16 protein-coding genes are annotated in these 20,366 nt (G+C 68.0%); 4 read left to right on the top strand and 12 right to left on the bottom strand.

From position 1 onward, the window contains the following. Positions 1 to 114 precede the first annotated feature (114 nt). On the bottom strand, positions 115 to 1,611 hold the full coding sequence (locus tag DIE13_RS14505) for an ammonium transporter (protein WP_124827841.1): 1,497 nt from the start codon (positions 1,609 to 1,611) through the stop codon (positions 115 to 117). 32 nt (positions 1,612 to 1,643) lie between these two features. Continuing rightward, positions 1,644 to 1,982, bottom strand: a complete 339-nt coding sequence (locus tag DIE13_RS14500; RefSeq protein ID WP_006398175.1) for a P-II family nitrogen regulator — start codon at positions 1,980 to 1,982, stop codon at positions 1,644 to 1,646. Positions 1,983 to 2,339: 357 nt separating this feature from the next. Here DIE13_RS14500 and DIE13_RS14495 point away from each other — a divergent pair, with 357 nt between their 5' ends. Then, positions 2,340 to 2,591, top strand: coding sequence for an accessory factor UbiK family protein (locus DIE13_RS14495; RefSeq protein ID WP_096507419.1), 252 nt, complete (start codon positions 2,340 to 2,342; stop codon positions 2,589 to 2,591). A 241-nt stretch (positions 2,592 to 2,832) separates the two neighbouring features. Beyond that, positions 2,833 to 4,479: a YifB family Mg chelatase-like AAA ATPase gene (locus DIE13_RS14490; RefSeq protein ID WP_124827840.1), complete on the top strand. Its 1,647-nt coding sequence runs from the start codon at positions 2,833 to 2,835 to the stop codon at positions 4,477 to 4,479. Between the two features lie 333 nt (positions 4,480 to 4,812). On the opposite strand, the gene DIE13_RS14480 is transcribed toward DIE13_RS14490, so the two are convergent. Next, on the bottom strand, positions 4,813 to 5,385 hold the full coding sequence (locus tag DIE13_RS14480) for a hypothetical protein (RefSeq protein ID WP_124827838.1): 573 nt from the start codon (positions 5,383 to 5,385) through the stop codon (positions 4,813 to 4,815). Between the two features lie 163 nt (positions 5,386 to 5,548). Here DIE13_RS14480 and DIE13_RS14475 point away from each other — a divergent pair, with 163 nt between their 5' ends. After that, positions 5,549 to 6,085, top strand: a complete 537-nt coding sequence (locus DIE13_RS14475; RefSeq protein WP_124827837.1) for a peroxiredoxin — start codon at positions 5,549 to 5,551, stop codon at positions 6,083 to 6,085. A 97-nt stretch (positions 6,086 to 6,182) separates the two neighbouring features. On the opposite strand, the gene DIE13_RS14470 is transcribed toward DIE13_RS14475, so the two are convergent. The 9 genes from DIE13_RS14470 to DIE13_RS14430 all read right to left on the bottom strand — a co-directional run bounded on the left by DIE13_RS14470 (position 6,183) and on the right by DIE13_RS14430 (position 19,141). Beyond that, complete coding sequence (locus DIE13_RS14470; RefSeq protein WP_124827913.1) at positions 6,183 to 7,538, bottom strand: sigma-54-dependent transcriptional regulator; 1,356 nt, start codon at positions 7,536 to 7,538, stop codon at positions 6,183 to 6,185. An 85-nt stretch (positions 7,539 to 7,623) separates the two neighbouring features. Then, the gene (locus tag DIE13_RS14465; protein WP_124827836.1) at positions 7,624 to 9,645 is read right to left on the bottom strand and encodes an ATP-binding protein; all 2,022 of its coding nucleotides are present in this window, start codon (positions 9,643 to 9,645) and stop codon (positions 7,624 to 7,626) included. Between the two features lie 4 nt (positions 9,646 to 9,649). Further along, positions 9,650 to 10,939 carry a dicarboxylate/amino acid:cation symporter gene (locus DIE13_RS14460; RefSeq protein WP_124827835.1) on the bottom strand — a complete coding sequence of 430 codons (1,290 nt, stop codon included), beginning with the start codon at positions 10,937 to 10,939 and terminating at the stop codon, positions 9,650 to 9,652. A gap of 352 nt (positions 10,940 to 11,291) precedes the next feature. Beyond that, positions 11,292 to 12,977 carry a cation acetate symporter gene (locus DIE13_RS14455; protein WP_124827834.1) on the bottom strand — a complete coding sequence of 562 codons (1,686 nt, stop codon included), beginning with the start codon at positions 12,975 to 12,977 and terminating at the stop codon, positions 11,292 to 11,294. Between the two features lie 11 nt (positions 12,978 to 12,988). Then, on the bottom strand, positions 12,989 to 13,294 hold the full coding sequence (locus DIE13_RS14450; protein ID WP_059544695.1) for a DUF485 domain-containing protein: 306 nt from the start codon (positions 13,292 to 13,294) through the stop codon (positions 12,989 to 12,991). 98 nt (positions 13,295 to 13,392) lie between these two features. After that, positions 13,393 to 14,598: a CaiB/BaiF CoA-transferase family protein gene (locus DIE13_RS14445; protein ID WP_124827833.1), complete on the bottom strand. Its 1,206-nt coding sequence runs from the start codon at positions 14,596 to 14,598 to the stop codon at positions 13,393 to 13,395. A gap of 30 nt (positions 14,599 to 14,628) precedes the next feature. Continuing rightward, entirely contained in the window at positions 14,629 to 15,765 is a 1,137-nt protein-coding gene (locus tag DIE13_RS14440) for an acyl-CoA dehydrogenase family protein (RefSeq protein ID WP_124827832.1), read from the bottom strand. A 14-nt stretch (positions 15,766 to 15,779) separates the two neighbouring features. Further along, the gene (locus DIE13_RS14435) at positions 15,780 to 16,976 is read right to left on the bottom strand and encodes an acyl-CoA dehydrogenase family protein (protein WP_124827831.1); all 1,197 of its coding nucleotides are present in this window, start codon (positions 16,974 to 16,976) and stop codon (positions 15,780 to 15,782) included. Between the two features lie 29 nt (positions 16,977 to 17,005). Beyond that, complete coding sequence (locus DIE13_RS14430; protein WP_124827830.1) at positions 17,006 to 19,141, bottom strand: 3-hydroxyacyl-CoA dehydrogenase NAD-binding domain-containing protein; 2,136 nt, start codon at positions 19,139 to 19,141, stop codon at positions 17,006 to 17,008. A gap of 233 nt (positions 19,142 to 19,374) precedes the next feature. Here DIE13_RS14430 and DIE13_RS14425 point away from each other — a divergent pair, with 233 nt between their 5' ends. Further along, positions 19,375 to 20,337: a LysR family transcriptional regulator gene (locus tag DIE13_RS14425; protein WP_124827829.1), complete on the top strand. Its 963-nt coding sequence runs from the start codon at positions 19,375 to 19,377 to the stop codon at positions 20,335 to 20,337. Positions 20,338 to 20,366: the final 29 nt, after the last annotated feature.

The raw sequence follows: 20,366 nt of genomic DNA, 5'->3' as shown, positions 1-20,366 counted from the left end.
TATGCGCTGCGACAACAGGCGGCAGGAGAAAAAAAGCCCGCCGGGTAGGCGGGCCGAAATCGCTGCGCTCATTCAGGGCGGCCGTCGTCGCGGCCCGCCGTTCATACTTACGACTTATTCGACATGCTCGCCGTGCAGCACCACGTCGAGACCTTCGCGCTCTTCCTCTTCGGTCACGCGCAGGCCGATCGTCAGGTCGATCAGCTTCAGCAGCACGAAGCTCAGCACGCCGCTGTACACCAGCGTGATCAGCACGCCCTTCGCCTGCAGCAGCAGGCTGCCGTCGGCACCGCCGATATCCTTGACCGCGAAGACGCCCGTCAGCAACGCGCCGAGGATCCCGCCGATACCGTGCACGCCGAATGCGTCGAGCGAATCGTCGTAGCCGAGCTTCGACTTGAGCCACGTCGCCGACCAGAAGCACACGACGCCGGCCGCGATGCCGATCACGAGTGCGCCCGTCACGCCGACGAAGCCGGCGGCCGGCGTGATCGCGACGAGGCCCGCGACCGCGCCCGACACGATGCCGAGCACCGACGGCTTGCCGTGCGCCACCCACTCGGCGAACATCCAGCCGAGCGCCGCGCAGGCCGTTGCCACTTGCGTCGTCAGCATCGCGAAGCCGGCACGGCCGTCTGCCGCGACTGCGGAACCCGCGTTGAAGCCGAACCAGCCGACCCACAGCATCGAGCCGCCGATCATCGTCAGCACCAGGTTGTGCGGCGCCATCGATTCGCGGCCGAAGCCGACCCGCTTGCCGAGCATCAGGCACGACACGAGGCCTGCGATACCGGCATTGATGTGCACCACGGTGCCGCCCGCGAAGTCGAGCACACCGTCCGCCGACAGCCAGCCGGTCGGCTCCCACACCATGTGCGCGATCGGCACGTAGACGATCAGCGACCAGAGCGCCATGAACACGAGCATCGCCGAGAACTTCATCCGGTCGGCAAATGCGCCGCAGATCAGCGCCGGCGTGATGATCGCGAACGTCATCTGATAGACGAAATAGACCGACTCCGGAATCGTCGTCGCCAGGTGGCTGACGGTCAGCGTGGTCGCCTTGTCGCCCTTCACGTAGGTCATCCCGTGCAGGAACACGCGCGACAGGCCACCGATGAAGCCGTTGCCCGGCGTGAACGCGAGACTGTAGCCGACCACCGTCCACAGCACCGTGATCACTGCGGTGATCGCGAAGCTCTGCATCACGGTCGCGAGCACGTTCTTCTTGCGGACCATGCCCGCGTAGAACAGCGCGAGGCCGGGGATCGTCATGAACAGCACGAGCGCGGTGGACGTGAGCATCCACGCGGTGTCGCCGGCACTGATCTTCGACGAATCGACGGAGAACGGTGCGGTCGGCGCGGCGGGGGCGGCAGCCGATGCGTCGGCGGCGCCCGAAGCGGGTGCGGCAGCGGCAGCGGCCGGTGCCGATGCGTCCGTGGCGGCCGATGCCGTTGCGGCGGGCGCCGCGGCAGCGGATGCATCGGACGCCATTGCGGCGGGCGCGGACGCAGCCGCGGCGGACGCCGCGTCGTCGGCAAGCGCGGGACCGACACCGGCCGCGATCAGCGAGCCGGCCATCAGCAGGGACATCAGAAGTTTGCGCATCTCGGGTTTCCTCTTGTCACTTGTCTTGTTCGTTACAGCGCGTCCGCGCCTGTCTCCCCGGTCCGGATCCGGATCACCTGCTCGATCGGCGTGACGAAGATCTTCCCGTCGCCGATCTTGCCGGTGCGTGCGGCCCGCTCGATCGCCTCGACCGCCTGGTCGACGAGGTCGTCCGACACGGCCGCCTCGATCTTCATCTTCGGCAGGAAATCGACCACGTATTCCGCGCCCCGATACAGCTCGGTGTGCCCCTTCTGGCGCCCGAACCCCTTCACCTCCGTCACGGTGATGCCCGAGACGCCGAGCGCGGAGAGCGCTTCGCGCGTCTCATCGAGCTTGAACGGCTTGATGATTGCGGTAATCAGTTTCATGGAGTCCTCTCGCTGGTGTGTCCCGTCGAATTGGTTGGAATGTTGTAACGGTTCTCTTCTCAGCAACTCGCATGCCATGTTCGCGAGAGCGCCGCCTCGAACGGCCCGGAAGCGGGGCCGCATCGCACGCTGAAAGGCGCGCGAGCCCGGCCGAATGGCCAATGTGGGCCAGGTTTGCTGGCGCGGCGAAAGGATCGTTGCTAGAGTGCACGCACGTCCCGGATCACCGGGCCATTCACCCATGCGGGCGCCATGCCCGGAATTCGCGCCGCCGGCGCACCATTTCCGGTCATGCGTGCATCATGGGCACGTACGCAACTGAAGATGCACATTTTTTGTGCAAGGAAGGGTAACCACATGAAGCAACCCAGCGACGTTTTCAACGACTTGCAGTCGCGCGTCAGCGACCTGCTGAAAAACTCGCCGGCCAAGGATGTCGAGCGCAACGTGAAGGCCATGCTGTCGCAAGGCTTCTCGAAACTCGATCTCGTCACGCGCGAGGAATTCGACACGCAAGCCCAGGTGCTCGCCCGCACCCGCGTGCGTCTCGAGGAACTCGAGAAGCGGGTCGCGGAACTCGAGCAGAAGCTTACGGCACCCCAGGCCTGACGCCCCGCCCGACCGACGGGTCCGGGCGCGGGCCGCCTCGTGCGGCTCGCGCCCGCCACGCCGAAGTCGCTCCGCCGTTTCGTCGTACTCCGCAGTCCCCCGCTCTTCGCTGTTCCTCGTTTCAGCAGTTCCTCGTTCTTTCCCCGCGCCACGCCGGCAAGCGCGCACCGATTCCTCCGATTCCCGCGGCATGCGGCCCCGAACGGCCGTGGCCGTCCGATTCCTTTACAGGAGCCTCGCCATGTCGCTTGCCGTGGTGCGCAGTCGCGCGCCGGCGGCCGGCCGCGCGCCGGACGTCACCGTCGAAGTCCACCTCGCCAACGGGTTGCCGTCGTTCTCCATCGTCGGCCTGCCCGACCTCGAAGTCCGCGAAAGCCGCGAGCGCGTGCGCGCCGCGCTGCAGAACTGCGGATTCGAATTCCCCGTCAGGCGCATCACCGTCAATCTCGCACCGGCCGACCTGCCGAAGGAGTCGGGCCGCTTCGACCTGCCGATCGCGCTCGGCATCCTCGCGGCGAACGGCCAGATCCCGACCGACGCGCTGGCCGGCCGCGAATTCGCCGGCGAACTGTCGCTGACCGGCGCACTGCGGCCGATGCGCGGCGCGTTCGCGATGGCGTGTGGTGCGGCCCGCGACTGGCGTGCGGGTGACGCCGGAGCGGGCTTCGGTTCCGGTCTCGGTTCCGGTCCCGATTCCGGGCTCGGCCCCGGCCGCCATTCCAGCCCCGATTGCGTCGCGATATCCGGTGCGACCGCCCTGTCACGCCCGCCCGAGCTGTACCTGCCGCTCGACAGCGCCGCCGAGGCCGCGCTCGTGCCGGGCGTTACCGTGTTCGGTGCGCCCGACTTGCCGGCACTGTGCGCGCATCTCGCCGGTGCGCCCGACGCGCGGCTCGTGCCGGTCGCGGCCCCGTGCCTCGACGGCGTGCCGACGCCAGCCGCCCCCGATCTCGCCGACGTCGTCGGCCAACGTGGCGCGCGGCGCGCGCTCGAAGTCGCCGCCGCGGGCGGCCACCACATGCTGATGGTCGGGCCGCCCGGCGCCGGCAAGTCGATGCTGGCCGCGCGCCTGCCCGGCCTGCTGCCACCGCTGACCGACGACGAAGCGCTGACGTCGGCCGCACTCCTTTCCGCGAGCCGCCTCGGCTTCTCGCCCGCGCAGTGGCGCCGGCGGCCGTTCCGCTCGCCACATCATTCGTCGAGCGCCGCCGCGCTGGTCGGCGGCCGCAATCCGCCGCAGCCGGGCGAGATCACGCTCGCCCACCTCGGCGTGCTGTTTCTCGACGAGTTGCCCGAATTCGACCGGCACGTGCTGGAAATGCTGCGCGAGCCGCTCGAAGTCGGCCGCATCACGATCTCGCGCGCGGCGCAGCAAGCCGACTTCCCCGCCGCCTGCCAGCTGATCGCCGCGATGAATCCGTGCCCGTGCGGCTGGCACGGCGATCCGTCCGGGCGCTGCCGCTGCTCGCCGGACGTCGCCGCGCGCTACCTGCGCAAGCTGTCGGGGCCGCTGCTCGATCGCATCGACATCCAGATCGACCTGCCCGCACTGTCGCCGGCCGAGCTCGCGTCGCGCGTGACGGCGCCCGGCGAATCGAGCGCGGCGGTCGCCGCACGGGTCGCGCAAGCGCGTGCGCTGCAACTCGCCCGGCAGGGCAAGACGAATCACATGCTGAGCGGCCGCGAGACCGACGATCTGTGCCGGCCGACCAGCGACGGCGAGCGGCTGCTGCGCGAGGCCGGCGAGCGCTTCGGCTGGTCCGCGCGCGCGTATTTCCGCGTGCTGAAGGTGGCGCGAACGATCGCCGACCTCGCCGGCGACCCGCTGCCGACGGCCACGCAGATCGCCGAGGCGATCCGCTACCGCCGCACGCTCACGGCGCTGTAAATGCCCTCGGAGGACAAAATCAGACTGTCAAGACTTGACTTATGCACAATTCCACGAATCCGACCCCGGATCGATTCGCGCGGGCACCCTCTCGTCGCGGAATTTCCATCTCGTTGTTTTTATTGATTTTTCTCAAACGGCGCACGAGCTGTCAAATGTACCGAAAGGCCGTCCGACATGGCTTTGCGGCTGGTTCGACAAACTTTTCAACAAAGTTATCCACATGCACTGTGGATAGCCGAAAAATCCCCGCAAAATCCGGCGATTAGCGCCGAAAGCTGCGAATGAACTTTCAATTGTCACCGCGTGTCTGAGCGCCCTCGCGGGCCGGTATCAGTCGAGCTTGAACGAGCCGAAAAACTGGTCGAGCTGCTCCTGCGCGAGCGGCTCGTCGGAGATCACGACGGCCTGGTACGCGCGGCGGCCGCGTACAACGAGCCGCGCGATGATCGTCTTGCGCGCATGGTCGCCGCCGCTGGCTGCGCCGGCAATGCGCAACTCGAGTCCGTTCACCGTACCGCCGGCCGCGAGCGGCACGGGCACCGATACGGTCTGCGGCGTGCCTTCGAGATTGCGCGACAACCCGGCCTGCAGAAAATCGAGCGCCGCGCCGCGCGTCTCGTCGCGATCGTCGGGCAGCGTCAGCGTGCCGACCGCGAACACGGCGCCGTCGACGTGCGCGGCCTGCATCCGCATCGGCATCGACACGCCGCCCACCGCCACCGGCTGGTTCTCGACGGTCGGCTTCGCCGGCAGGTCAATCGTGTAGCCGGCATCGTTATGCAGCGTACGCCAGTCATATGACGGCGAGCACGCGGCCAGCGCCGCGCTCACGCACGCCAGCGCGGCGAAGTGTCGCAGCGGACGAAAAAGGGGACGCAACGACTCGATGACTTCCTTCGGCATGGCAGTGATGGGGACAGGCAAAACACCTATTATCCGCCGAACCCGACGGCCGGGATGTGTGGCCGCCACCGATGCACGGGCCGCATTCGCGCTAAAATAAACGCCGAATTTCGACGTCCTTTGCATCGACCCGCGTCATCGACCGACTCCGAGAGCACCGCAGATGAACACCACCCCTCCCGCCCAGCGCCGCACCGGCCCCGTCCGCTATATCGTCGCGGCCGTCGTCGTCGCGGCCATCGCCGTTGCCGGCTTCTTCGCGTTCAACGGCAAGTCCACCGTGCCCGACGCCACGTTCACGCTGCTGTCGGGCCAGAAGGTGTCGACGGCCGGCGACCTGAAGGGCAAGGTCTATCTCGTGAACTTCTGGGCGACGAGTTGCGCGACCTGCATGCAGGAAATGCCGCAGATGGTCGATACCTATAATCGCTTCAAGGGCCAGGGGCTGGAATTCGTCGCGGTCGCGATGAACTACGACCCGCCGATGTACGTCGCGAACTACGCGCAGACGCGCCAGTTGCCGTTCAAGGTCGCGCTCGACGACGGCAGCGTCGCGAAGCAGTTCGGCAACGTGCAACTCACGCCGACGACCTTCGTCGTCGACAAGGACGGCAAAATCCTGAAGCGCTACGTCGGCGCACCGCAATTCGCGGAACTCGATGCGCTGCTCAAGAAGGCACTCGGCAACAACGCGGCCTGAGCGCCGCCCGACACGACTCGCAGGGCTGCGCCGCGCACCCTGCCTCGTCGAACGGACCGCACGACCGGACAACCCGGTTCTGCGGTCCGTGTCTTTTTCAGCGCTCGGTTTCGCCTTTCGCGGACAGCCCGTAGCGCTTCATCTTCTCGTACAGCGTCGCCTTGCCGACATGCAGCCGGTCGGCCGTCGCGGCGACCGCGCCGCCCGTCTGGTTCAACGCCTCGGCAATCACCGCGCGCTCGAACTGCTCGATGCGCTCCTTCAGCGTCTGGTCGCTCTCCGCGTCGTCGCCGCCTGTACCGGCTTCCTGCGGCATGTCGGCGACGCCGAGCACGAAGCGGTCAGCCGCGTTGCGCAGTTCGCGCACGTTGCCGGGCCAGTCGCGCTGCATCAGGCTCGCGCGCTGCCGGTCGGTCAGCACCGGCGCGGGCCGCCCGTAACGCACGGCCGCGTCGAGCATGAAGTGCTCGAACAGCGGCACGATGTCCTCGCGGCGCTCGGCGAGCGGCGGCAGCGCGATCGTCACGACGTTGAGCCGGTACAGCAGGTCGCGCCGGAACGTGCCGGCCGCGACGAGTTCGCTCATGTCGCCTTTCGCGGCCGCGACGACGCGGCAGTTCACGCGGATCGGCTGGTTCGAGCCGAGCCGCTCGAGCACGCCGTCCTGCAGCACGCGCAGCAGCTTCACCTGCAGCGCGAGCGGCATGCTTTCGATTTCGTCGAGGAACAGCGTGCCGCCGGACGCGTATTCGAGCTTGCCGATGCGGCGCTTCGCGGCGCCCGTGAATGCGCCGGGCTCGTAGCCGAACATCTCCGACTCGAACATCGGCTCGGGCAGCGCGCCGCAGTTCACCGCGATGAACGGCTTGTCGCGACGCGGCGACAGCTCGTGCAGGCTGCGCGCGATCAGCTCCTTGCCGGCGCCCGTGTCGCCGTTGATCAGCACCGACGCATCGGTAGGCGCGACGTTCGCGATCAGCTTGCGCACCTGTTCGATCGCGGGACTCCGGCCGATGATGCGCGGCGCGACGATGTTCTGCCCGGCCAGTTCGCGCCGCAGCGCATGGTTCTCGAGCACGAGCTCGCGCCGCTCCAGCGCGCGGCGCACCGTCTCGATCAGCCGTTCGGCCGCGAACGGTTTTTCGATGAAGTCGTACGCGCCGTCGCGCATCGCCTGCACGGCCATCGAGATGTCGCCGTGCCCGGTGACGAGGATCACCGGCACGTCGGGTACGCGCTCGCGGCACTGCGCGAGCAGGTCGAGTCCGCTCGCGCCGGGCAACCGGATGTCGCTGACGATCGCGCCGGCGTTTTCGGAGACGATCGCCTTGTCGGCCGCTTCGGCCGATTCGAACCCGACGACGTCGAACCCCGCGAGCTGGAGGCTTTGCACGCTCGCCCGGCGAACGAGCGCGTCGTCTTCGATATAGATCACTTGCAGCCGGTTGGCCATCGTAGTCACTTGCTCCTGACGGGCCGCGCGGCAGGGTTGCGCGCGCGGCTCTCGTTGATGCCGGTCGTGCGACCGGGTCTGCGGCCTAGTGCGAGCCCGCCGGCTCGGACACGGAGTCCGGATGATGCGTGCGCGCGCGCCGCAGCGTCAAGACGAACAGCGCGCCGCCGGACGGCGCATTGCGCGCGGTCAGCGCACCGCCCGCGTCGCTTGCGATCGACGACGAAATCGCGAGGCCAAGCCCGAGTCCGCGCCCCATTTCCTTTGTCGTGAAGAACGGTTCGAACAGGCGCGGCAGCAGCTCGGGCGCGATGCCGGAACCGTTGTCGCGCACCTCGATCGACAGCGTCGCGACCGACACCGCGATCGTCACTTCGATCGCCGGTGCCGGGGTCGTCACACCCGCGCCCGCCACCGCATCGAGCGCGTTGCCGAGCAGGTTGATCAGCACCTGCTCGAGGCGCAGGTCCTCGCAGCGGGCGACGAGCTGCGGATAGTCTTGTGCCAGGTCGAGCGGCGCATCCTGCGCCGGCGACACCGTCGCATCCCGCAGCGTCAGCGTGAGCGCGACGCCGCGCAGCCGCTCGCCGAGCAACGACAGTACGCTGCGCAGCGCGCGCACGACGAGCGCCTGCTCGTTGCGGGGCTTCGCGCGGCCGACGAACAGCTTCAGCTGATTGGTGATCTTGCCCATCCGCTCGGTCAGCGCGGCGATTGCCTCGAGGTTCTCGCGCGCGGCCGCCTGCTCACCGCGATCGAGCAGCACTCGCGTGTTGTCCGAAAAACTGCGCAGCGCCGCGAGCGGCTGGTTCAGTTCATGCGTAATGCCGGCGGCCATCTGGCCGAGCGCGGCGAGCTTGCTCGCCTGGATCAGTTCGTCGTGCGCGGCGCGCAACTCCTGTTCCGCCCGGATCCGGTCGCCGACTTCCTTCTGCAATTGCTCGTTCGCTTCCGACAGGTCGGCCGTGCGCTCCTCGACGCGCCGATTCAGCTGCGCATACGCCTGCTGCAACAGCGCGCGGCCGCGGATCATCTCGCGCACACGCGCGCGACGCATCCGCCAGTAGAACGCGAGCAACGCGACCGACACGAAGCCGAAGCCCGTGACGATCGTCGCGTTGCGTGCGTCGGCGTCCACCGGTGCGATCGGCGCGAGCGTGACGAGCAGCCAGTCGGGCTCGCCGATGCGCCGCTTGGAGGCCAGGAAACGCGGCGCACCGAGGCCCGGGCCGAGCCGCACGATCTCGGCATCGGGGCCGAGCACCTGCTCGACGCGCAACGGCAGCGGCGTCACGGGCTGCTGCGCGTACTGGCGCGTCTCGTAGATCGACGCGGCGACCGGCCCCGTCAGCGGATGCAGCGTGTGGTATTTCCACGCGGGCACGGACGACAGGAACACGACGCCGTGATCGTCCGCGACGACGAGCGGCTCGGACGCATCGGCGCCCTGGAACCATTCGAGATTGAGCTTCACGACGACGACGCCCGCGATCCGCCCGTCGCGCCACACCGGCTGCGAGATGTAGTAGCCCGGGTCGCGCGAGATCGTGCCGATGCCGAAGAAGCGGCCGACCTGGCCGTTCATCGCGTCGATGAAATAAGGACGGAAACGATATTCGATCCCGACGAAACTGTCCGGCGCGCGCCAGTTGCTGGCAGCCACGCACAGGCCGTCCGCGCCGATCACGTAGGTGACGGTCGCATGTGCGTGTTCGTTGAGGTCTTCGAGGTAGCGGTTCGCGCGCGCGGTGAAATCGGCGCGCTTCGGCTCGGCGAGGAGATCCTGCACGTACGGATGACTGCCGAGCAGATAAGGCAGCGATTCGTAGCGATCGAGCGTGCTCTTGAGCGCGTTGGTGGTGCGATCGACGCGCACCGCGGCGTTGCGCTGCAGCTCCGCGACGCCGCGCCGCCACGTGATGGTCCACGTCAGCGCGCACGCCGCGGCGAGCGCGGCGGCAAGCATGACGAGGATGAGCAGGCGGCGCTTCACGGACGAGACTTCCTGGCGATGCGGATCGCCTATTGTGTCATAGGGCTCCGCATCGCCGCCCTGGCCACCGTGCGGCGCGCCGCCTGTGGGCGGTGCCGCCGCCTGCGCCTTCATGATGTCAGACGCCGGCCGTCTCGGTCGTCGCGACCTCGCCACCGCCCTTGAGCGCCTGGCGCAGCTTGTTGCGGTCGAGTTCCTTCTCCCATGCCGACACGACGACGGTCGCGACACCGTTGCCGACGATGTTGGTCAGCGCGCGGCATTCGCTCATGAAGCGGTCGATGCCGAGGATCAGCACCATGCCCGACAGCGGGATCGTCGGCACGACGGCGAGCGTCGCGGCGAGCGTAATGAAGCCCGCGCCCGTGACACCGCTCGCGCCCTTCGACGTCAGCATCGCGACCGCCAGCAGCGTGAGCTGCTGCATCCACGTCAGTTCGATGTTGGTCGCCTGCGCGATGAACAGCACGGCCATCGTCATGTAGATGTTGGTGCCGTCGAGGTTGAACGAGTATCCGGTCGGCACGACGAGGCCGACGACCGAACGCGAGCAACCGGCCTTCTCGAGCTTTTCCATCAGCTGCGGCAGCGCGGCTTCCGACGAGCTCGTACCGAGCACGATCAGCAGTTCTTCCTTGATGTACGACACGAAGCGGATGATCGAGAAGCCCGTGAAGCGCGCGATCGTACCGAGCACGACCAGCACGAACACCACCGACGTCAGATAGAACGTGCCGATCAGCTTGAGCAGCGGCACCAGCGAGCCGACGCCGTACTTGCCGATCGTGAACGCCATCGCGCCGAAGGCACCGATCGGCGCGAGTTTCGTGACGATGTGCACGATGCCGAACAGCACGCGCGTCAGGCCGTCGATGAAGTCGGTGACGACGCGGCCGCGCTCGCCGAGGTGCGCGAGCACGCTGCCGAACAGCAGCGCGATCAGCAGGATCTGCAGGATTTCGCCCTGCGCGAACGCATCGACCATCGTGTTCGGGATGATGTGCATCAGGAAGTCGACCGTCGACTGTCCATGCGCCTTCGCCGCGTACGATGCGACGGCCTTGCCGTCGAGCGTCGCCGGATCGATGTTGAAGCCGACGCCCGGACGCAGGATGTGCGTGGCCGCGAGGCCGAGCAGCAGCGCGAAGGTCGACACGATCTCGAAGTACAGGAGCGCCTTGCCGCCGACGCGACCGACCTTCTTCATGTCCTCCATGCCGGCGATGCCGGTGACGACCGTACAGAAGATGATCGGGCCGATCACCATCTTGATCAGCTTGATGAAGCCGTCGCCGAGCGGCTTCATGTCGGTGGCGATCGCCGGGTAGTAGTGGCCGAGGATCACGCCGACGATGATGGCGAAGATCACCTGCACATAGAGCACTTTGTAGATGGGTTTCTTCTTCACGATGGTTCCTGCTGAAGTAGATGAGCCGGTGGAAACGGCGTCACGCGCGCGGACGAATGTCAGGGAAGTGCCACTCGCCCGCGCGGCTGCCGTGCCGCAACAAGCGATGCCTCAGGACGTCCGGAGGGGGAGGAAGGCAGTGGTCATCGATTGTCTCCTTGGTTTAATAGTCAGGCCGTGGGATTGGCCGTGCTTTTCATATCGCAAGGTCGATGCCAGGTCTTCGGAAGCCACCAAAGCATTGTTTTTATTGTATTTCCCATAATGCGGCAGGCAAGGAAATCCGGGATTCCGGATTTCCGGAAAGCATCCGTCCGGCGATCCGGACGAATGCCCCGTTTCATCAGACAACTCAGTGCTGGACGGCCCGGCTCGCGAGCACGCCCGTCTGCGCATAGAACTCCTGCTGCGCGAACGCGTCGCGCTCGCGCCGCGCGCGCTCGCCGCGATCCGCGAGCGAGCCGGCGACGATCCCGATGAACGCGAGCGGCACCGACACGAGTGCCGGATTGTCGAGCAATACCGGCGCGTGCGCGTGGTGCAGCACGTCGACCCATACCGACTTCGACAGCACCGTGAGCGCGACTGCCGACGCGAGGCCGAGGCCGCCGCCGAGCACCGCGCCGCGCGTCGTCATCCCGCGCCAGAAGATCGACATCGCAAGCACCGGGAAATTGGCGCTGGCGGCCACGGCCGCGACGAGGCCGACCATGAACGCGACGTTCACGTGCTCGAACAGGACCGACAGCGCGATCGCGATTGCCGACAGCCCGATCGTCGCCGTACGCGAGATGCGCATTTCCAGCCGCTCGTCGGGCTTGCCGCGCGCCCACATCTGCGCATACAGGTCATGCGAGATCGTGGTCGCGCCGGCGAGCGTGAGCCCGGCGACCACCGCGAGAATCGTCGCGAACGTGACGGCCGCGATGAAGCCGTAGAACCAGTTGCCGCCGACGGCCTGCGCGAGCTTCACCGCGACCATGTTCGAGCCGCCGAGCAGGTCGTGCGTCAGGTTGAAGGTGCCGTTCGCACCGAGCCGGAAGAATTCCGGATGCTGCGCGAGCAGCACGATCGCCGAGAAGCCGATCACGAAGGTCAGGAGGTAGAAGTAGCCGATGAAGCCGGTCGCATACAGCACCGACTTGCGCGCCTCCTTCGCGTTCGGCACCGTGAAGAAGCGCATCAGGATGTGCGGGAAGCCTGCCGTACCGAACATCAGCGCGATGCCGAGCGACAGCGCGTTGGCCGGATCGCGGATCAGCTTGCCCGGCCCCATGATCGACAGCGCGCCCGGATGCACGGCCACCGCGCGGCGGAACATCGCATCGACGCTGAAACCGAATTCGCCGAGCGCGAGCACCGCCAGCAGCGTCGCGCCGCACAGCAGCAGCACGGCCTTGATCATCTGGACCCAGGTCGTCGCGGTCATCCCGCCGAAGAACACGTAGACGACCATCAGCACGCCGACGATCAGCTCGGCCGTGCCGTACGACAGCCCGAACAGCAGCTGGATCAGCTTGCCCGCGCCGACCATCTGCACGACCAGGTACAGCACGACGATCGTCAGCGCGTTCGCGGACGTCAGCAGCCGGATCGGCCGCTGAGCGAAGCGGTACGCGACGACATCGACGAACGTGAACTTGCCGAGGTTGCGCAGCGGCTCGGCGATCAGGAACATCACGAACGGCCAGCCGACCAGGAAGCCGATCGAATAGATCAGCCCGTCGAAGCCGAACATGAACACCATGCCCGACAACCCCAGGAACGATGCGGCCGACATGTAGTCGCCCGCGATCGCGAGCCCGTTCTGCAGCCCGGTGATACCGCCGCCGGCCGTATAGAAGTCGCGGGTCGAGCGCGTGCGGCGCGCGGCCCAGCGCGTGAGCGCGAGCGTCGCGAACACGAACGCGAAGAACATCGCGATCGCCACCGGGTTCAGCTCGACCTTGTCGGGCATCGGCCCCGCGACGCCCGTCGCGTCGGCGGTGGAGGAAACGAGAGCGGCCAGCGCGCCGAGCGCGCGCGAAGTGCGTTGCATGTCGGCCTCCGTCACGAACGCTGCAGGATCGCGTCGACGCGGCGGTCGAACGCACGGTTCGCGCGCAGCACGTAGCATGCGGTCAGGCCGATCGCGACCAGGATGATCGCGACGCCCGCGACGATCCCGACCGTGGTCGTCGCGCCGCGGTACAGCGGCGCGGCCAGCACGTGCGGCGCAAGCGCGACGAGCAGGATGAAGCCGTAATAGGTCGCGATCATCAGCGCCGTCAGCGTGAAGCTGAAACGGCGCCGTGCCCGCACGAGCTGCTGGTAGTCACGGCGAGCCGTGACCGATTCGATGACGGAAAGCTCCATGGTGTCTCCAATGTCTCCTCGTCGTTTCGCGAGAAGTGTCTTGTGGATGGCCGGCGCGTCAACCGATCCGCCCGCGCCACGGCGGCGGAAAACCTGCGTTACACGATGCGATCCGTACGCAGCCGCGCAACGTCCTCCGGCGACATCCCGAGCCAGCCGCCGAGCACCGCATCCGTGTCCGCGCCGAGCACCGGTGGCGCACCGCGCACCGGCAGCCGCGCTCCATCGAAGCGGTACGGCGGCGCGAGCACGTCGACGCCGCCCGCGACCGGATGCGGCTGGCGCGTGACGAGGCCCGCGCGGGTCGCGCGTTCCGACGTCAGCGCCTCGTGCAGCCCGAGCACTTCGCCGCACGGAATACCCGCGCCGGCGAGCGCGGCGAGCAGCGTCGCGCGCGGCCGGCGCGCGAGTTCGCGGCGAATTTCAGGGAGCAGGTCGGCGCGGTTCCGCGAGCGGCCGAGGTTGGTCTTGAAGCGTTCTTCGGCGGCGAGGTCGGGCCGCTCGATCACATCGCAAAATCGCGCGAACTGCGTGTTGTTGCCGACCGTGATCACGAGCGGGCCGTCGGCCGCGTCGAACACGCCGTACGGGACGATCGACGGATGCGCGTTGCCGTAGCGCGGCGGATCCTCGCCCGTGAGCAGCGCATCGAGCCCGTAGTACGCGGTGATCATCAGCCCGCAGTCGAACAGCGCCATCTCGATCTGCCGCCCGCGGCCCGTCGCATGGCGCTCGTACAACGCGGCGAGGATCGCCTGCGCCGAATACATGCCGGTGAACAGGTCGACCGCCGCGACACCGAACTTCAGCGGCGGCTGGTCGGCCTCGCCGTTCAGCGCCATCAGCCCTGCCTCGCCCTGCACGACGAGGTCGTAGCCGGGCCGCGCGGCCTCCGGGCCCGAACGGTCGTAGCCGGAGATCGCGCAATGCACGAGCCGCGGATTGAGCCCGGCCAGCGCGTCGTAGCCGAGCCCAAGCCTTTCCGCGCCGCCGCACTTGAAGTTGTGGATCAGCACGTCGGCCTGCACGGCCAGTTCGCGCGCGATGCGCTGCCCGGCTTCGGTCTGCAGGTCGACGCAGATCGAGCGCTTGCTGCGGTTCACGCTGTTGAAGTACGTCGTCTCGGTATTGCCGACCCGCAGCCCCCAGTCGCGCGTGTCGTCACCGCGAGCCGGATGCTCGACCTTGATCACTTCCGCGCCGAAATCGGCGAGCACCATCGCGCTCCACGGGCCCGCGAGCACGCGCGAGAAATCGAGCACCTTAACGCCGGCCAGCGGTAGCGCGCGCGGTTCGTTCGTCATGCCTGTCTCCTCCATTCGCGGGGTTTGCGCTTACTGCTTCGACAGCGCGATATAGCGCGCGAGATGATGATCCTCGTCGCCGAGCTGGTGATCGATCATCACGAGCCGCTTCGCGTAGTGCGACAGCGGCAGCTCCCAGGTCATCCCGATCCCGCCGTGCAGCTGGATGCTTTCTTCCGCCACCAGCGTGCCGATCCGGCCGATGCTGAACTTGGCCGCCGCAAGCGCACGCTCGCGCGGCGCGTGCGGTGCATCGAGCTGCGCGGCTGCATTGATCACCGCCGAGCGCGCCTGCTCGATTTCGAGCAACAGGTCGGCCATCCGGTGCTGCAGCGCCTGGAAGCTGCCGATCGGGACCCCGAACTGTTTGCGCGTGCGGAGATACTCGAGCGTCGCCTCCTTCGCGACGTCCATCGCGCCGAGCGCCTCCGCCGACAGCGCGAGCAGCCCGTAGCCGAGCACGCGTTCGAGCAGCGCCGCGCCCGCCTCTCCATCGAGTTCGCCGAGCGCGGCATCGGCCGGCAACGCGACGCGATCGAAGCGCACTTCCGCCGCGCGGCCGCCGTCGATCTTCCGGTAATCACGCAGCGACACGCCCGGCGCGTCGGCCGGCACGACGAACAGGCCGATGCCGGCTGCGTCGTCGTCCTGGCCGGACATGCGCGCGCTGACGACGAAGAACGCCGCCTGCGCGGCCTGGTCGACCACGCCCTTCGCACCCATCAGCACCCAGCCGTCGGCCGAGCGCTCGGCGCGCGTGCGCACGGTCGTCAGTTCGTAGTGCGAGCCCGGCTCGTCATGCGCGAACGCGGCGCTCGCGCTGCCGTCGATCAGCGCCGCGAGCTTGTCGGCGTGTGCGGGCCCGCCCGCGAGCGACAACGCACGGCCCGCGAGCAACGCGCCGAGGAACGGCTCGACGACAAGCCCGCGCCCGAGGCATTCGAACACCACGGCGATGTCGAAGCCTGCGCCGCCGAAGCCGCCATCGGCTTCGGGAAACAACGCGCCGACCGCGCCGAGCTCGGCAAAACGCTGCCACATCGTGCGATCGAAGCCTTCGGCCGACTGCGCGATGCGATCGCGAACCGGGAATGCATACTGTTCGGCGATGAAGCGGTTCAAGGTGTCCGCCAGCATCCGGCGGTCTTCTGTGTGCTGGAAATCCATCCTCGCGTCCCTCGTTACAGCCCGAGCATCATCTTCGCGATGATGTTCTTCTGGATCTCGTTCGAGCCGCCGAAGATCGACAGCTTGCGGTTGTTGAAGTACTGCCGCGCGGCGCTCGCGGCCTCGTCAGGGCCGACCGGCTCGCCGTCGTAGCTGGCGTCGAGCGCATCGTCGACGAACGGCTGCGCGTATGGCCCCATCGCGCGGCGCATCAGCGCGGTGATCTCCTGGCGGATCTGCGTGCCGCGGATCTTCAGCATCGAGCTTTCCGCGCCCGGCACGCCGCCGCCCGCGACCGCGGCCAGCACGCGCAGGTTGGTCGTGCGCATGTTCTCCAGCTCGATCTCGACGCGCGCGACGCGCGCCGCGAAGAACGAATCGTCCGCGAGCGGCCGGCCGTTCTTCGTGACCTTCGCGGCGACCGCACGCAGCCGCTCGAGCGCGGCCGTCGAGAAGCCGATCCCGGCGATGTTGGTGCGCTCATACGTGAGCAGGTATTTCGCGTAGGTCCAGCCGCGGTTCTCTTCGCCGACCAGGTTTTCCACCGGCACGCGCACGTCGGCGAAGAACACTTCGTTTACCTCGTGCTCGCCGTCGAGCGTGATGATCGGGCGCACTTCGACGCCTGGCGTATTCATGTCGATCAGCAGGAAGCTGATGCCCTCCTGCTTGCGCACGTCGGTCGCGGTGCGCACGAGACAGAAGATCATGTTCGCGTAGTGGCCGAGCGTGGTCCACGTCTTCTGGCCGTTCACGACGTAATGATTGCCGTCGCGCACCGCGCTGGTCTTCACCGATGCGAGATCGGAGCCGGCGCCCGGCTCCGAATAGCCCTGGCACCACCAGTCGGTGCCATCGAGAATGCGCGGCAGCCAGTGACGCTTCTGCGCGTCGTTGCCGTACTTGATCAGCAAGGGCCCGAGCATGTTCAGGCCGAACGGCACGATGCGCGGCGCCCCCGCAAGCGCGCATTCGTTGTCGAACAGGAACTTCTGCGCGACGCTCCAGCCGGGGCCGCCATATTCGCGCGGCCAGTGGCTCGCGAGCCAGCCGCGTGCATTGAGGATCGCGTGCCATTCGCGCATGTCGTCGCGCGTCAGATGCAGGCCGCCCTTCACCTTGCGCGCGGTGCGCGCGGGCAGTTCGGCTTGCAGGAAGCGCTGCACGTCGGCGCGGAACGCTTCCTCTTCGGGAGTGAAATTAAGATCCATCGTGGGTCCGTTGCGAATGCGGTTGGCGTTCAGTCGACACGGTTCAGGCTCGCAAAATCCGCGCCGCGCTCAACCAGCTCGACGAGCAGCGGCGAAGGCTTCCAGAACAGCGGATCTTCTTTCGCGAACGCGCGGATGTCGGCGAGCACGTTCGCGAGGCCGACGGTGTCCGCGTAGTGCATGGGGCCGCCGCGATAGCGCGGGAAGCCGTAGCCGTACAGGAACACCGCGTCGACGTCGAGCGGACGCAGCGCGATCTTCTCGTACACGACGTTCGCGCCTTCGTTGATCATCGCGGCGAGGTAGCGGCGCAGGATCTCGTCGTCGCTGAATTCGCGCGGCGTGACGCCCTTCTTCGCACGTTCTTCCGCGACGATCGCCTCGACTTCCGGGTCCGGCGTACCGACGCGCGCACCGCCCGGATACAGGTAATAGCCGCGCCCCGTCTTCTGCCCGAACCAACCGCGCTCGCACAGCCGGTCCGAAATCTCCACGTAGCGCGCGCGCGGATCGCGCGTCGCCGCGCGGCGCTTGCGGGTCGCCCAGCCGATGTCGCCGCCCGCGAGGTCGACAACCTGGAACGGCCCCATCGGGAAGCCGAATTCGCGCACCGCGCGATCGATCCGGTACGGCGACGCGCCGTCTTCCATCAGGTAGTCGGCCGCGGTGCGGTAGACGGCTAGGATCCGGTTGCCGATGAAACCGTCGCACACGCCCGCGCGCACCGGCGTCTTCTTCATCTGTTTCGCGAGCGCGAACGCGGTCGCGACGACGTCCGCACTCACGCGCGCCGGCACGACGATTTCGAGCAGCTTCATCACGTTGGCCGGCGAGAAGAAATGCAGGCCGATCACGTCGGCCGGCCGGTCGGTGCCGGCCGCCAGCTCGTCGATGTCGAGATACGACGTGTTGGTCGCGAGCACCGCGCCCGGCTTGCACGCGCGCGCGAGTTCGGCGAACACGGCCTTCTTCACCGCCATGTCCTCGAACACGGCCTCGATCACGACGTCGGCCTGCGCGAGCGCGTCGTACGACGTGCTGCCCTTGAAGCGCGCGAGCCGCGCCGCGTGCGCGGCCGGCGTCATGCGGCCCTTCGCGACGAGGCCGTCGTACACCTTCTCGACATGTGCGCGGCCGCGCGCGAGCGATGCTTCGTCGCGTTCGATCATCGTCACCGGCAGCCCGGCATCAAGCGCCGCGACCGCAATGCCCGCGCCCATCGTGCCGCCGCCGATCACGCCGATCCGCTCGACCGGGCGCGCGCTCGCGCGGCGCGCCTCGGGCGCCTTCGCGGCTTCGCGTTCCGCGAAGAACGCGTGCACGAGGCCCGCGCGCTGCGGGCTGTCGAGGCATTGCAGGAACAGGCTGCGCTCGAGCTTCATCCCGGCGTCGAACGGCTGCGTGAGCGCGGCCTCGACCGCGTCGACGATCTTCGCCGGCGAGAAGAGGCCACGCGACTTCTTCGGCAGTTCGGCGCGCGCCGCGTCGATCGCGGTCTGCGCGGCCGCGCGATCCGCGAGGCCGTGCGCATCGCGCGTGCGACGCACCGGCGCGCCGAGCGACACGAGTTCCTGCGCGTAGGCGAGCCCTTCGGCAAGCGTGTCGTCGCTGCGCGCGACGCGATCGACGAGGCCGAGCGCGAGCGCTTCGTCCGCGCTCGCGTGGCGCCCCGTCAGCATCAGGTCGAGCGCAGCCTTCGCGCCGATCAGGCGCGGCGCGCGCTGCGTGCCGCCGGCGCCGGGCAGCAGGCCGAGCGTGACTTCGGGCAACCCGAGCTTCGAGCCGGGCACCGCGAGCCGGTAATGCGCGGCGAGCGCAACCTCGAGGCCGCCGCCAAGCGTCGCGCCGTGCAACGCGACCACGACCGGCTTCGCGCTCGACTCGATCCGCTCGCACACGTCGGGCAGCGACGGCGGAACCGGCGGCTTGCCGAATTCGCGGATGTCGGCACCCGCGATGAAGTTGCGGCCGGCGCCGACGATCAGCACCGTGCGGATCGCGTCGTCGGCCTGCGCGGCGTCGAGCGCATCGGCGAGGCCGCGCCGCACATCGGCGGACAGCGCGTTGACGGGCGGATGGTCGATCGTGACGACAAGCACCTTGTCGCGCCGTTCGCGCGTGACCGTGCCGGCCGCGGGGCTGGCGGGGGAAGCGGTGGAATTCATCGTGTCTCCAGTGCGGTGCGCCGCGCGGGGCTGCGGGACGAGCCGGCAGGGCCGGTTCCCGATCGGGGCCCGCGCGGCGCGGGAAACGCGCCAGCGTGGTCGCCGGGCATGACTCGATTCTCGATTGATCGAGATTCATTGACAATTCCCGCATGACTTTACAAGCTGTCAAGTCTGCCTTGACACCGAATGTTTTCCGACCGTTAAACGGGACGGATCAGGAGACACCGCGCATGGACCTGAACGCACTGACGCTGCTCGTCGAGATTCTCGACGCGGGCAATCTGAGCAAGGCCGCGCAACGGCTCAAGATGAGCCGCGCGAACGTCAGCTACCGGCTGAACCAGCTCGAACGCTCGATCGGCCAGCAGCTCGTGCGCCGCACGACGCGCCGCATCGAGCCGACCGAGATCGGACTGAAGCTGTACGAGCACGGCCGGCGCATCCGCAACGAGTTGCTCGCCGCGCAGGAATCAGTGACGACGCTCGGCCAGGACCTGCAGGGCCGTGTGCGGCTGTCGGTGCCGAGCGGCTACGGGCAGATGGTGATGTCGGACTGGCTGCTCGCGTTCAAGCGGCTGTATCCGGGCATCGTGCTCGACGTCGTGTTCGAGAATCGCGTGGAAGACCTGATGCGCGACGAGATCGACATCGCGGTGCGGGTGATGCCGGAACCGCCGCAGAACCTCGTCGCGCGCGACATGGGTGCCGTGCGCTACGTCGCGTGCGCGTCACCCGCGTTCGCGGCCGCGCACGGGATGCCCGCGAGCCTCGGCGCGCTGGCCGCGGCGCCGGTCGTCACCGCGACGGTGCTGGGCCGGCAGTTGCGGATCGCCGCGTATCTCGGCGACGAACGCCATGAGGTACTGCTCGAACCCACGCTGATTTCGGAGAACTTCCTGTTCCTGCGCCAGGCGATCCTCGCCGGGATCGGCGTCGGCATCGTGCCCGACTACGTGATGCAGGACGACATCCGGCACGGCGCCGTCGTCACGTCGCTCGACGCGTACCGCCTCAGCATCTTCGGCACGCACATGTACATGCTGTACATGCCGAACCGGCACCATACGCGCGCGACGTCGACGTTCATAGAGTTCATCCTCGAACAGGCCGGAAAGACCGGCCGGGGCGGGCCCGGCGGGATCCGTCAGGGTTTCCTGTCGGGTGACAATCCGCCGGCCGCGCGGCGACAATAGCGCGCCGCCCGTGCGGAGCGCGTGCCGCG

Source organism: Burkholderia sp. Bp9016 (assembly GCF_003857765.1).
Taxonomy (GTDB): domain Bacteria; phylum Pseudomonadota; class Gammaproteobacteria; order Burkholderiales; family Burkholderiaceae; genus Burkholderia.
The sequence above is the reverse complement of the archived record's forward strand: the minus strand, read 5'-3'. Positions and strand labels throughout refer to the sequence as shown.